Here is a 13,399-nt window from a genome sequence, read left to right on the forward strand (position 1 = left end):
AGGCTCGGCCGAGTGGAATTTCGTCGCCTCGGCCGCAGCGGCCTGACCATCAGCGAGATCGCGTACGGCAACTGGATCACGCACGGGAGCCAGGTCGAGGAGGACGCGGCCAAGGCCTGCGTCGCCGCGGCCCTCGACTCCGGCATCACCACCTTCGACACCGCCGACGTGTACGCGGGGACCAGGGCCGAGTCCGTGCTCGGCCGGGCCCTGCAGGGTGTCCGGCGGGAGAGCTACGAGCTGTTCACCAAGGCGTACTGGCCGACGGGGCCGGGGCGCAACGACCGCGGTCTGGGCCGCAAGCACCTGATCGAGAGCTGCCACGCCTCGCTGCGCCGTCTCGGGACCGACTACCTGGACCTCTACCAGGCCCACCGGTACGACGCCTCGACGCCGCTGGAGGAGACGATGCTGGCGTACGCGGACCTGGTCCGGCAGGGCAAGGTGCTCTACGTCGGCGTCTCGGAGTGGCGGGCCGAGGAGATCACCGCGGCGGCCGAGCTGGCCCGCGAGCTGCACGTGCCGTTCGTGTCCAACCAGCCGCAGTACTCGATGCTCTGGCGGGTCATCGAGGCCGAGGTCGTGCCGGCCAGCGAGCAGGCCGGCATCGGCCAGGTCGTGTTCTCCCCGATCGGACAGGGCGTGCTGACCGGCAAGTACCAGCCGGGTGCGGCCCCGCCGGCCGGTTCCCGGGCCACCGACGAGGCCGGGTCGAACTTCATCATGCGGATGCTCACCGACGACGTGCTGACCCGCGTGCAGCAGCTCGGGCCGGTCGCCGACGACCTCGGCCTGTCGATGGCGCAGCTGGCGATCGCCTGGGTGCTGCACAACCCGAACGTCTCGGCCGCGATCATCGGCGCCAGCCGGCCCGAGCAGGTCACCGAGAACGTCAAGGCGGCCGGGGTCACCCTGGAGGACGCCGTCCTGGCCCGCATCGACGAGATCCTCGGTGACGTGGTCGTCCGCGACCCGGACAAGACCATGCGGGGCTAGGCGGGCATCAGCCCTCGGCCGGCGTGAGCGGCATCGTGTACTCGACCCGGTCGTCCTCCAGCAGGACGACCTGGGTCACGCCCGACTCGAGCAGGCGGCGCCAGGTCTCGCCCAGCCAGGACTCGGCGTCGCCCTTGGCCGAGAAGGTCTCGTCGTCCTCCGGCGGCGGCAGCTGGTTGCCGTCCGCGTCCTGGTACCGCCAGCTCCACGTCACGCCGGGCAGGTTACCGGTCGCGGTCCGGCGTGCCCCGGACCGGCCCGATCGCGGCCGGGTCGGTCGGGTAGCGTCCCGGCCCGGCACCGACGGAGGGACCCCGTGACCGCACCGCTCGACCTGGACGCGCTGTCCGAGCTGGTCCAGCCGCTCGACACCGCGGCGGCGGCGGCGACCCGGGAGCGGCTGGACTCGCTGGCCCGCTCCCCCGACGCGCTCGGCCGGCTGGACGACCTGACCGTCTGGCTGGCCAGCGCGCAGGGCGCGGACCCGCCCCGGGACCCGGACCGGGCCCGGGTGGTCGTGTTCGCGGGCGAGCACGGGATCGCGCTCGCGGGTGTCTCGGCGTACCCGCCGGAGGCCACGGCCTGGCAGTTCAGCCTGGCCACGTCGGGCCGCTCGGCGGTCAGCTCGCTGGCCCGGACCGTCGGCGCCGGCATCCGGCTGCTGGACCTCTCGGTGGACCTGACCACCTCGGACGAGCTGTCGAAGTACAAGATCCGGCGGGGCAGCGGGCGGATCGACACCGAGGACGCGCTCACCCTGGCCGAGGCCGAGCAGGCCTTCCGCAACGGGCTGGCCATCGCGGACGAGGAGGTCGACGGCGGCGCCGACCTGCTCATCCCGGGCGAGCTCGGGGTCGGCGGGACGACGGTCGCGGCGGTGCTGGTGGCCGCGCTGACCGACTCCGAGCCGGTCAAGGTCATCGGGCGCGGATCGGGGATCGACGACCGGGCCTGGATGCGCAAGATCGTGGCGATCCGGGACGGGCTGCGCCGGGCCCGGCCGTTCACCGGCGACCCGCTGGCGCTGCTCGCGGTGGCCGGCGGCGCCGACGTGGCCGCGATGACCGGGTTCCTCGTGCAGGCCGCCGTCCGCCGTACGCCGGTGCTGCTGGACGGCGTGATGTCGGCCGCGGCCGCGCTGGTGGCCAGCAGCATCGCGCCCGGCGCCGCGGTCTGGTGGCGGGCCGCGCACCGCTCCGGCGAGCCGGCCCAGGCCATCGCGCTGAAGCACCTCAACCTGGAGCCGGTGCTCGACCTCGGCATCCGGGCCGGTGAGGGCGCGGGCGGACTGGCCGTCCTGCCGCTGATCCGGGCCGCGGTCCGGGCCTGCTCGGAGACGAGCACGGCCGAGGACGCCGGCCTGCCCCGGATCGACCCCGGCCGCGCGGCGCCCGCCTAGCGCACGTGCGGCGGCACGAACGGGGGCTTGACCACCCGCACCGGCGCCGGCCGGCCCCGTACGTCGACGACCAGCTCGTCGCCCTCGCCGACGCCGGCCGCGGTCGAGAGCAGCGCCAGCCCGATGCCCTTCTTCAGCGTGGGCGAGAACGTCCCGCTGGTGACCTCGCCGACCGCACGGTCGCCGGCCAGCACGGTCTGGTGCGCCCGCGGGATGCCGCGGCCGAGCGCCTCCAGGCCCCACAGCAGCCGCGCCGGCCCCTGCTCGCGCTCGGCCAGCAGCGGCTCCCGACCCCAGAACCCCGACTTCTTCCAGCCCACCGCCCAGCCCGAGCGGGCCTGCACCGGGGTGATGTCCAGGGACAGGTCCTGCCCGTGCAGCGGGTAGCCCATCTCGGTCCGCAGCGTGTCCCGGGCGCCGAGCCCGCAGGGCCGGACGCCGAGGTCGGCCCCGGCCTCCAGCAGCGCGTCCCAGAGCGCGCCGGCCAGATCGGCCGGCGGCAGCAGCTCGTACCCGTGCTCGCCGGTGTAGCCGGTCCGGCAGACGACCAGCTCGGCGCCGCCCCACTCGGAGACCGTGTAGCTCATGTAGTCGTGCTCGGAAGGCAGCCCGAGCCGGCCCAGCAGCTCGGCCGAGCGCGGGCCCTGCACGGCCAGCACGCCGAAGTCGCGGTGCTCGTCGGTCACGGTGACCCCGGCCGGCGCCGCGGCCGTCAGCCGCCGGACGACCTCTGCGGTGTTGGCCGCGTTCGGCACCAGGAAGACGTGCTCGGCCGAGAACAGGTACGCGATGAGGTCGTCGACCACGCCACCGCTCGCGTCGTCACAGCACAGCGTGTACTGCGCCTGCCCGGGCCCGATCCGGTCCAGGTCGTTGGACAGCGTCGCGTTCGCGAACTCGGCCGCGCCGGCCCCGCGGATCCGGGCCTTGCCCAGGTGCGAGACGTCGAAGACGCCGACCGCGTCCCGGACGGCCGCGTGCTCGCGCAGCACGCCGCCGCCGGACGCGCCGTACTCGATCGGCATCTCCCAGCCACCGAAGTCGGCCAGCTTCGCGCCGAGCGCGACGTGCCGGTCGTACAGGGGCGAGCGCAGCAGACCGGTCATGGCCCGCAGTGTCCCAGCGCCCCGACCGGGCCGCCGGACCGGGGGAAGCGCCACGGCATAGCATCTGGCCAGGTGCCAGGCGGGCCGCCCCTGCCGCCGGCGCGCACCCCGGACCTCACGAACGGACGGAGCACCGTGGCCGAGCTGACCTTCGCCCTCCCCGAACTCGGCGGCCTGGAGGCCGACGCGCTGATCGTCGGCACCCACTCCTCCCCCGACGGCGTACGGGCGGCGGCGGGCTCGGAGGTGGCCGACGCGGCGCTGGGCGGGCGGCTGGCGGCCGTGCTCACCGCGGTCGGCGCCGGCGGCGGGGACGACGACGTGGTCAAGCTGGCCGCGGCCGACGGCTCCCCGGTCCCGCTGGTGGTCGCGGTCGGCCTCGGCCCGGTGCCGGCCGACGGCGCCGCGCCGGCAGCGCAGCAGGTCGCGCGGGCGGCCGGGGCAGCGGTGCGGGCGCTCGGGGGCAAGGCCAGGGTCGCCTCGACGCTGGCGCTGGCCGGCGGCCCGGGCGCGGTGGCCGAGCTGGCCGCGGCGGCGGCCGAGGGCGCGCTGCTGGGGGCGTACTCGTTCGGCGAGTACCGCACCGGCGACCGGTCCGGCTCGACCCCGCCGAGCCTGCTCACCCTGCTGGTGCCCGACCCCAAGGACGAGGGGCTGACGGCGGCCGGCCGCCGCGCGAGCGTGGTCGCCGCGGCCGTCGCGCTGGCCAAGGACCTGGTCAACACCCCGCCCAACGACCTGCCGCCGGCCGAGTTCGCCCGCCGGGCCGAGGAGGCCGGGCTGGCCTGCGGGCTGGAGGTCGAGGTCCTGGACGAGGAGGCGCTGGCCGCCGGCGGGTACGGCGGCGTGCTCGGCGTCGGCGGCGGCTCCCAGCGCCCGCCCCGGGTGGTCCGGCTCCGGCACACCGGCACCGGCCCCAAGGTCGCCCTGATCGGCAAGGGGATCACGTTCGACTCCGGCGGCATCTCGATCAAGCCCGCGGCCGGGATGGACCAGATGAAGGCGGACATGGCCGGCGCCGCCGCGATCGTCGCGGTGATGACCGCGGTCGCCTCGCTCGGCCTGGCCGTGGACGTGACCGCCACCGTGCCGATGGCGGAGAACCTGCCCAGCGGCTCGGCGTACCGGCCCGCCGACGTGCTGACCATGTACGGCGGCAAGAAGGTCGAGGTGCTCAACACCGACGCCGAGGGCCGGCTGATCCTGGCCGACGCGATCGTGCGGGCCTGCGAGGACTCCCCCGCGTACCTGATCGAGACCTCGACCCTGACCGGCGCGCAGCGGATCGCGCTCGGCGACCGGACCGCCGGGGTGATGGGCTCGGAGCAGCTGCGGGCCCGCGTCGTCGCCGCCGGGGAGACGGTCGGCGAGGACATGTGGGGCATGCCGCTGCCCGGCTACCTGCGCGCGAACCTCGACTCCAAGGTCGCCGACATCGCGAACGTGACCGGCGAGCGCGGCGCCGGGATGCTCGCGGCCGGGGTGTTCCTGCGCGAGTTCGTGGCCGAGGGTGTGCAGTGGGTGCACATCGACGTCGCGGCGCCGGCGTACAACACCGGGAGGGCCTGGGGCTACACGCCCAAGGGCGCCACCGGGGTCCCGCTGCGGACCATCCTGGCCACCCTCGAGGACATCGCCGCCGCGGGCTGACCGGGTTCGCGACCGGGATGACCCAGGTGCCAAGATGGGTTTCAGCAGTGATCGGGAGGCGACCGCCTCCGGTCCGGCGAAACAACTAGGAGAGACCCGGTGGCTCAGACCGACGTCGACCTCGTGATCCTGGGCGGCGGCAGCGGTGGGTACGCGTGCGCGCTGCGGGCGGCGGAGCTCGACATGAGCGTCGTTCTCATCGAGAAGGCGGAGCTGGGCGGAACATGCCTGCACCGCGGTTGTGTCCCGACCAAGGCCCTGCTGCATGCCGGCGAGGTGGCCGACATGGCGCGGGAGAGCGAGCAGTTCGGCGTGCACGCGACGCTCGAGGGCGTCGACGCCGCCGGCGTCCGCAAGTATCAGGAAGGCGTCGTCAGCCGCCTCTACAAGGGGCTGCAGGGCCTGGTGAAGGGCCGCGGCATCCAGTTCGTCGCCGGGGACGGCCGGCTGGTGTCCGCGACCGCGGTCCAGGTCGGCGACACGACGTACAACGGCAGGCACGTGGTGCTGGCGACCGGGTCGGTGCCCAAGACGCTGCCGGGCCTGGACGTCGACGGGCAGCGGGTGCTGTTCAGCGACCAGGCGCTCAAGCTCGACCGGGTGCCGGCCTCCGTGGTCATCCTCGGCGGCGGCGTCATCGGCGTCGAGTTCGCCAGCATCTGGAAGTCCTTCGGCTCCGAGGTCACCATCGTCGAGGCGCTGCCGCACCTCGTCCCGCTCGAGGACGAGGCCAGCTCCAAGCTGCTGGAGCGGGCGTTCCGCCGCCGCGGCATCACCGCGAAGCTGGGCGCGCGTTTCTCCGGTGTGGAGCACACCGACCAGGGCGTCCGGGTCTCGCTGGAGACCGGCGACACGATCGACGCCGAGCTGCTGCTCGTCGCGGTCGGCCGCGGCCCGGTCTCGGCCGACCTCGGCTACGAGGAGGCCGGGGTCGCCATCGACCGCGGCTTCGTCAAGGTCGATCAGTACTGCCAGACCACCATCCCGACCATCTCCGCGGTCGGCGACCTCATCGCCACCCCGCAGCTGGCCCACGTCGGCTTCGGCGAGGGCATCCTCGTCGCCGAGCGGCTGGCCGGCCTGCCGGTCGTGCCGATCGACTACGTCGGCGTGCCGCGGGTGACCTACTCCGAGCCCGAGGTCGCCTCGGTCGGCCTCACCGAGGCCCAGGCGGTCGAGAAGTACGGCGCGGACCAGGTCAAGACGCTGACGTACGACCTGGCCGGCAACGGCAAGAGCCAGATCCTCAAGACCGCGGGCGCGGTCAAGCTCGTCCAGGAGAAGGACGGTCCGGTCGTCGGCGTGCACATGGTCGGCGCCCGGGTCGGCGAGCTGCTGGCCGAGGCGCAGCTGATCTACAACTGGGAGGCGCTGCCCAGCGAGGTCGCGCAGCTCATCCACGCTCACCCGACGCAGTCCGAGGCAGTGGGCGAGGCCCATCTCGCGCTGGCCGGCAAGCCGCTGCACGCACACGGCTGACCGGACAGGCCCGGCCTCCCCCTCTCATCTAAGGAGTCGTTGACCAATGCCGGTCTCCGTCACGATGCCGCGCCTCGGCGAGAGCGTCACCGAGGGCACCGTCACCCGCTGGCTCAAGAAGGAGGGTGAGAAGGTCGAGGCCGATGAGCCGTTGCTCGAGGTGTCCACGGACAAGGTGGACACCGAGATCCCGGCGCCGGCCTCCGGGGTGCTCTCCGCGATCCGCGTGGGTGAGGACGAGACCGTCGAGGTCGGCGTCGAGCTGGCGGTGATCGACGAGGGCGGCTCGGCGACGGGCAGCGCGCCCGCGCAGGAGGCGCCGGCGGAGTCCGAGCCGGAGCCTCAGGCGGAGCCGGCGGCCCAGGCCGAGCCGGAGCCGGAGCCGGAGCCCCAGCAGGAAGCGCCCGCTCCCGCCCCGGCCGCCGCGGCCGCACCCCCGGTCCAGGCCCAGGAGGCGCCGGCTCAGCAGGCTCCCCCGGCCCAGCAGGCTCCCCCGGCCCAGGCGCCTGCTCCGCAGGCGTCCCCGCAGCAGCCGGCCGCCCAGCAGCCCGCTCCGCAGCCGGCCGCGGCCGACGCCGAGCCGCAGGGCGGCGACGGCGCGTACGTGACCCCGCTGGTCCGCAAGCTCGCGGCCGAGCACGAGGTCGACCTCGGCGGCATCCGCGGCACCGGCGTCGGCGGCCGGATCCGCAAGCAGGACGTGCTGGAGGCGGCCCGCTCGAAGCAGGGCGCCGCCGAGCCCGAGCCGGCCGGCAGCGCCAACGGCCAGACCGTCCCGGTCACCTCGCCGGTCTCGCCGGCCCCCGGCCCGGCCTCCCCGGCCGCGGTCGAGACCCAGCCGGCACCGAAGGTCGCGGCGTCCCCGCTGCGGGGCCGGACCGAGAAGATGTCCCGGCTGCGCAGCGTCATCGCCAAGCGGATGACCGAGTCGCTGCAGACCAGCGCGCAGCTGACCACCGTGGTCGAGGTCGACGTGACCCGCATCGCCCGGCTGCGGCAGCAGGCCAAGGCCGACTTCGAGCGGCGCGAGGGCACCAAGCTCTCGTTCCTGCCGTTCTTCGCGGTCGCGACCGTCGAGGCGCTCAAGCAGCACCCGAACGTCAACGCGTTCATCGACACCGAGGCCGGCACGATCACGTACCACGACGCCGAGCACCTGGGTGTCGCGGTCGACACCGAGCGCGGGCTGCTGGTCCCGGTCATCCACGACGCCGGCGACCTCAACCTCGGCGGCATGGCCCGCAAGATCGCCGACCTGGCCGAGCGGACCCGGACCAACAAGGTCAGCCCGGACGAGCTCGGTGGCGGCACCTTCACGCTGACCAACACCGGCAGCCGCGGTGCCCTGTTCGACACGCCGATCATCAACCAGCCGCAGGTCGGCATCCTCGGCACCGGTGCGGTGGTCAAGCGCCCGGTGGTCGTGGAGGACCCGAACGTCGGCGAGGTCATCGCCGTCCGCTCGATGGTCTACCTCGCCCTGACGTACGACCACCGGCTGGTCGACGGGGCCGACGCGGCCCGCTTCCTGGTCACGATCAAGGAGCGGCTGGAGGCCGGCGCGTTCGAGTCGGAGCTCGGGCTGGTCTGAACCACGGCTCGCCGACGGCGCCCGCGACCGCTCCGGTCGCGGGCGCCGTCGTGTGCGGGCAGGATCAGCGTGTGAAGATCGCGATCACGGGATCCTCGGGGCTGATCGGCTCGGCCCTGGTGCCGGCACTGCACGAGGACGGCCACACCGTCCTGCGGCTGGTGCGGCGGGCGCCGTCCGCCCCGGACGAGGCCCGCTGGGACCCCTCCCGCGGGGAGCTGGACCCGGCCCTGCTCGCCGACGTCGACGCCGTGGTCAACCTGGCCGGGGTCGGCATCGGTGACAAGCGCTGGACCGACGAGCGCAAGCGGGCCGTCCTGGACAGCCGCGTCGAGGCCACCCGGACGGTGAGCGACGCGCTGATCGCGGCGGCTCCCCGGTCCCGGACGCTGCTGTCCGCCTCCGCCGTCGGCTGGTACGGCGACACCGGCGACCATCCCGTCGACGAGTCGGCCCCGGCCGGTACGGACTTCCTGGCCCAGGTCTGCGCCCGCTGGGAGGAGGCGACCGCGGCGGCAGAGCAGGCCGGCGTCCGGGTCGCGCACCTGCGCACCGGCCTCGTCTGCGGCCGCGGCGGCCTGCTCGCCCGGCTGCTGCCGCTGGCGAAGGCGGGCGTCAACGTGCCGCTCGGCTCGGGCAAGCAGTACTGGTCCTGGATCTCGCTGGCCGACGAGATCGGCGCGATGCGGCACGTGCTGGGCAACGAGGACATCACCGGCGCGGTCAACCTGACCGGCCCGGACCCGGTGACCAACCGCGCGTTCACCAGGACGCTCGGGACGGTGCTGCACCGTCCGGTGCTGCCGGTGCGGGTGCCGCGGCTGGCCCTGCGGGTGCTGGTCGGCGAGTTCGCGGACATCGGCATCGTGATGGGCCAGCGGGTGCTGCCCCGGGTCCTGCAGGACACCGGCTACCGCTTCCAGCACCGCACCGCCGAGGAGGCGCTGCGGTGGGCGACCTGATCACCACGCCGTACGGGTTCGGCTCGACCACGGCCGAGGTCAGCGCGGGCGCCGACCTCACCGGCCGGCGCGCGATCGTGACCGGGGTGGGTCAGGGGCTGGGCCGGCAGACCGCGCTCGCGCTGGCCGCCCTCGGCGCCGACGTCACCGGCACCGTCCGCACCGGCGCCTCCGGGCCGGTCCCGCGGCTGGACCTGGCCGATCCCGCCTCGGTGGCGGCGTTCGTGGACGCCTGGCACGGCCCGCTGCACCTGCTGGTCTGCAACGCCGGCGGCATCCTCCCCGAGCTGGCCCGGACCCCGGCCGGCGTCGAGCTGCAGCTCGCGGCCAACCACCTCGGCCATTTCCAGCTCGCCACCGGCCTCTACGACGCGCTCGCCGCCGGTGCGGCCGAGGCCGGGGAGGCCCGGATCGTCACGCTCACCTCGTCCGGCCACCTCTACTCCCCGGTGGTCTTCGACGACCTGCACTTCCGCTACCGGGCGTACTCCGACACGCTCGGCTACGGCCAGGCCAAGACCGCGAACGTCCTGTTCGGGGTCGGCGCGACCGCCCGCTGGGCCGCGGCCGGTATCACCGCCAACGCGGCCATGCCCGGCCCGACGCTGACCGGCTTCCAGCGCAACATGGACCCGCGGCGGCTGCGCGAGCGCCTCGGCGACGCCGCCCCCGGCACGGTCCCGCCCGGCTTCAAGACGATCGAGCAGGGCGCCGCGACGACGGTCTTCCTGGCCGTCTCGCCGCTGGTCGCCGGCATCGGCGGCCGGTACTTCGAGGACTGCGCCGAGGCCGCGGTCGTTGCCGACAACAACGGCTTCCGCAGCGGCGTCGCCCCGTACGCGCTGGATCCCGGCAACGCCGACCGGCTCTGGACCGAGTCCGAGCGCCTGGTCGCGCTGAGCCGTGGGTAGGTTGACCGGCATGCCGACCCCGGAGACGGAGTTCCCGGCGGAGGCCGAGGTGGTCGTGGTCGGGGCCGGGCTGGCCGGCCTCGCCGCCGCCCGCCGGCTCGCCGTGACCGGGGTCGAGGTCGTCCTCCTGGAGGCCGGCCCGACCGTCGGCGGCCGGGTCGCGACCGACGTCGTCGACGGCTTCCTCATCGACCGCGGCTTCCAGGTCTACAACACCGCCTACCCCGAGGCGGCCCGGGTCCTCGACCACGATGCGCTCGACCTGCGCCCGTTCACGCCGGGCGCGCTGGTCCGGGTCGGCGACCGGCTGCACCGGGTGGCCGACCCGCGCCGCCGCCCGCTGGCCGCGCCCGGGACCGTGCTGGCCCCGATCGGCTCGCCCCTGGACAAGGCCCGGGTCGCGCTGCTGGCCGGCCGGGACGCGCTGCTGCCGGCCGGGCGGCTGACCGACGGCCCGGAGACCAGCACGTACGAGGCGCTGCGGCAGCGCGGGCTCTCCGACACGGTGATCGACCGGTTCCTGCGCCCGTTGCTGGCCGGCGTCTTCCTGGAGCGGGACCTGGCCACGTCCAGCCGCTTCTTCGACCTGGTCTGGCGTACGTTCGCGCGCGGCTCGGTCTGCGTCCCGGCCGGCGGCATGCGCCGCATCCCGGACCAGCTCGCCGCCCGGCTCCCGGCCGGCACGCTCCGCCTCGGCGTGTCGGCGACAGCCGTACGCAGCGGCGAGGTGGTCACCGACCGGGGCACGATCCGGGCCCGCTCGGTGATCGTCGCCACCGACCCCGGTACGGCGGCCCGGCTGCTGCCCGGCCTGGCCGCCCCGCTGATGAACGCGGTGACGACCGTCTACCACGCCGTCGCCGAGCCGCCGGTCACCGAGCCGACCCTGGTCCTGGACGGCGAGGGCGCCGGCCCGATCGTCAACTCGGTCGTGCTGACCGCGGCGGCGCCGACCTACTCCCCTGACGAGCGCGCCCTGATCTCGACCTCGGTGCTCGGGGCGACGGCCCCGGACGACGCGGCGTTGCGGCGGGACCTGGAGCGGCTCTGGGGTGTGTCCACTTCGGACTGGGAGACGGTCGCGGTGACCGCGGTGCCGGCCGCGCTGCCGGCCGCGCCGCCACCGCTGCGGTTGCGGCAACCGGTCGAGCTCGGCGACGGCCTGTACGTCGCCGGCGACCACCGCGACACCCCGTCCATCCAGGGTGCGATGGTGTCGGGGAAGCGGGCCGCGGCCGCGGTCCTGCGGGCACGGCGGACGGAGAGCGCGGCGTGAACATCCTGGCGACCTCGGGCGGCTTCCGGCCCGGCCGGCGCACCGCGCTCACCGTCGGGCCGATGATCGACTACGCCTTCGAGCTGGCCGGCAACCCCGAGCGGCCCAAGTTCTGCTACGTCGGCACCGCGCTCGGCGACAACCCGTCGATGACCAAGGCCACGTACGACGCGTTCATCGGCCGGGACGTCCGGGTCTCCGCGCTGGCCGCGTTCCCGATGCCGACGGTCGACGACGTCCGGGCCCACCTGTTGGACCAGGACGTGGTCTGGGTCGGCGGCGGCAGCGTGGCCGGCCTGCTCGCGATCTGGCGGCTGCACGGCTGGGACGAGATCTTCCGCGAGGTCTGGGAGGCCGGCGTCGTGCTCGGCGGCGTGTCCGCGGGCTCGCTGTGCTGGCACATCGGCGGCACCACCGACTCGTTCGGCCCGGAGCTGCGCCCGGTGACCAACGGCCTGGCCCTGCTGCCCTACTCCAACGGCGTCCACTACGACTCGGAGGAGCAGCGCCGCCCGCTCTACCAGCAGCTGATCGCCGACGGGGTGCTGCCGGCCGGGTACGCCACCGACGACGGCGTCGGCCTGCACTACCGCGGCACGGAGATGGTCGAGGCGGTCTCCGACCGCCCCGGCAAGAACGCCTACCGGGTCGAGCGGGGCCGCGACGGCACGGCGATCGAAGAGGTCATCACGCCCCGCGTGCTCGGGTAGTCGCGAGCTCTCTCTCGGCGTCCACCTGCTTGCGGGCCAGCGCGCCCGGCCACCAGACGATCCGGCCGAGGTCGTAGACCAGCGCCGGCACCAGCAGCGAGCGCACCACGATCGTGTCCAGCAGCACGCCGAACGCGACCGCGAACCCGAGCTCGGCCAGGAAGACCAGCGGCAGCACGCCGAGCACGGAGAACGTCGCCGCCAGCACCACGCCGGCCGAGGTGATCACCCCGCCGGTGACCGCGAGGCCCCGCAGCACGCCCGGCCGGGTGCCGATCTGCAGCGTCTCTTCCCGTACCCGGGTCATGAGGAAGATGTTGTAGTCGATCCCCAGCGCCACCAGGAAAACGAACGCGAACAACGGGAACGACGTGTCCGCGCCGGCGAACTTGAACACGTGGTTGAACACCAGCGCGCAGACCCCGAGCGTCGCGGCGAACGAGAGCACCACGGTGACGATGAGCACCAGCGGCGCGACCAGCGCCCGCAGCAGCACCGCGAGCACCACGAAGATCACCACCAGCACGATCGGGATGATCACCGTGCGGTCCCGCCGGGAGGCGTCGGAGACGTCGAGGTTGATCGCGGTGAAGCCACCGACCTTCGCCTCCGCGCCGGGCACCGCGTGCACCGCCGTACGCAGCCGTACGATCGTCGCCCGGCCGCCGGCCGAGTCGGGGTTGTCCGTGAGCGTCGCGTCGATCTCGACCAGGCCGCCGACCACCTTCGGCGCGGACGCCGGGGCGGTCGCGCCGGCCTCGGTCAGGTACGCGACCTGGGACACCCCCGGCACGGCCCGGGCCGCCGCCAGCACGGCGTCCCCGCCGGACTGCCGGGCGATGATCACCGCCGGGCTGCCGATGCCGGCCGGGAAGTGCCGCTCCAGCGCCTGCTCCCCGACGACCGACTCCGGGCTGGTCGTGAACGACTGGCTCTGCGAGATCCCGCTCACCCGCAGCTGCGTGATCCCGAACGCCAGCGCGATCAGCGCCAGCGTCACCACCGCCGCCGTGGGGCGCCCGTGCCGGCCGACGAACCGGGCCACCCGGCCCCAGATCCCCGTCGTCTCGGTCGACTCCGAGCCGAACTGCGGCACGAACGGCCAGAACGCCCGCCGCCCGGCCAGCGCGAGCAGCGTCGGCAGCAGCGTGAGCATCGCCGACATCGTCGCGGCGATGCCGAGCGCGGCGACCGGCCCGAGGCTCTTGTTCGAGGACAGGTCCGAGACCAGCAGGCAGAGCAGGCCGAGGATGACCGTGACGCCGGAGGCGAGGACGGCCGGCCCGGCACCGCGCAGGGCCGCCCCCATCGCCTCGTAC

The 13,399-nt window shown here is 74.7% G+C and carries 12 protein-coding genes; 9 read left to right on the top strand and 3 right to left on the bottom strand.

What is annotated here, in order from left to right:
• The first annotated feature begins 12 nt into the window (after positions 1–12).
• The gene (locus tag VGP36_19530; protein ID HEV7656907.1) at positions 13–996 is read left to right on the top strand and encodes an aldo/keto reductase family protein; all 984 of its coding nucleotides are present in this window, start codon (positions 13–15) and stop codon (positions 994–996) included.
• 7 nt (positions 997–1,003) lie between these two features.
• On the opposite strand, the gene VGP36_19535 is transcribed toward VGP36_19530, so the two are convergent.
• Complete coding sequence (locus VGP36_19535; GenBank protein HEV7656908.1) at positions 1,004–1,210, bottom strand: hypothetical protein; 207 nt, start codon at positions 1,208–1,210, stop codon at positions 1,004–1,006.
• A 102-nt stretch (positions 1,211–1,312) separates the two neighbouring features.
• Here VGP36_19535 and cobT point away from each other — a divergent pair, with 102 nt between their 5' ends.
• Complete coding sequence (gene cobT / locus VGP36_19540) at positions 1,313–2,395, top strand: nicotinate-nucleotide--dimethylbenzimidazole phosphoribosyltransferase (protein ID HEV7656909.1); 1,083 nt, start codon at positions 1,313–1,315, stop codon at positions 2,393–2,395.
• Here the strand turns inward: cobT and gcvT are convergent.
• On the bottom strand, positions 2,392–3,501 hold the full coding sequence (gene gcvT / locus VGP36_19545; GenBank protein ID HEV7656910.1) for a glycine cleavage system aminomethyltransferase GcvT: 1,110 nt from the start codon (positions 3,499–3,501) through the stop codon (positions 2,392–2,394). The genes cobT and gcvT overlap by 4 nt on opposite strands.
• 135 nt (positions 3,502–3,636) lie before the next feature.
• Between gcvT and VGP36_19550 the strand changes: the two genes are divergently transcribed.
• From VGP36_19550 to VGP36_19580, 7 genes are all read left to right on the top strand, one after another.
• Positions 3,637–5,151: a leucyl aminopeptidase gene (locus tag VGP36_19550; GenBank protein HEV7656911.1), complete on the top strand. Its 1,515-nt coding sequence runs from the start codon at positions 3,637–3,639 to the stop codon at positions 5,149–5,151.
• Between the two features lie 99 nt (positions 5,152–5,250).
• Positions 5,251–6,630: a dihydrolipoyl dehydrogenase gene (lpdA, locus tag VGP36_19555; GenBank protein ID HEV7656912.1), complete on the top strand. Its 1,380-nt coding sequence runs from the start codon at positions 5,251–5,253 to the stop codon at positions 6,628–6,630.
• Positions 6,631–6,676: 46 nt separating this feature from the next.
• Positions 6,677–8,221 carry a 2-oxoglutarate dehydrogenase, E2 component, dihydrolipoamide succinyltransferase gene (sucB, locus tag VGP36_19560; GenBank protein ID HEV7656913.1) on the top strand — a complete coding sequence of 515 codons (1,545 nt, stop codon included), beginning with the start codon at positions 6,677–6,679 and terminating at the stop codon, positions 8,219–8,221.
• 71 nt (positions 8,222–8,292) lie between these two features.
• Positions 8,293–9,183, top strand: a complete 891-nt coding sequence (locus VGP36_19565; protein HEV7656914.1) for a TIGR01777 family oxidoreductase — start codon at positions 8,293–8,295, stop codon at positions 9,181–9,183.
• Positions 9,171–10,094, top strand: a complete 924-nt coding sequence (locus tag VGP36_19570; protein ID HEV7656915.1) for an SDR family NAD(P)-dependent oxidoreductase — start codon at positions 9,171–9,173, stop codon at positions 10,092–10,094. The genes VGP36_19565 and VGP36_19570 overlap by 13 nt, the downstream gene beginning before the upstream one ends.
• A 10-nt stretch (positions 10,095–10,104) precedes the next feature.
• Entirely contained in the window at positions 10,105–11,370 is a 1,266-nt protein-coding gene (locus tag VGP36_19575) for an NAD(P)/FAD-dependent oxidoreductase (protein ID HEV7656916.1), read from the top strand.
• Positions 11,367–12,080 carry a peptidase E gene (locus tag VGP36_19580; protein HEV7656917.1) on the top strand — a complete coding sequence of 238 codons (714 nt, stop codon included), beginning with the start codon at positions 11,367–11,369 and terminating at the stop codon, positions 12,078–12,080. The genes VGP36_19575 and VGP36_19580 overlap by 4 nt, the downstream gene beginning before the upstream one ends.
• Here the strand turns inward: VGP36_19580 and VGP36_19585 are convergent.
• Positions 12,058–13,399 (bottom strand): MMPL family transporter (locus tag VGP36_19585; GenBank protein HEV7656918.1); only part of this gene is annotated, 1,342 nt, incomplete at its 5' end. The two genes, VGP36_19580 and VGP36_19585, sit on opposite strands and share 23 nt — an antisense overlap.

The sequence above is a fragment of the Mycobacteriales bacterium genome, assembly GCA_035995165.1.
GTDB lineage: Bacteria > Actinomycetota > Actinomycetes > Mycobacteriales > CADCTP01 > CADCTP01.

Coding starts and splice junctions, on each gene's coding strand:
- gcvT (HEV7656910.1), bottom strand. CDS start 3,501: ATGACCGGTCTGCTGCGCTCGCCCCTGTACGACCGGCACGTCGCGCTC.
- sucB (HEV7656913.1), top strand. CDS start 6,677: ATGCCGGTCTCCGTCACGATGCCGCGCCTCGGCGAGAGCGTCACCGAG.
- VGP36_19575 (HEV7656916.1), top strand. CDS start 10,105: ATGCCGACCCCGGAGACGGAGTTCCCGGCGGAGGCCGAGGTGGTCGTG.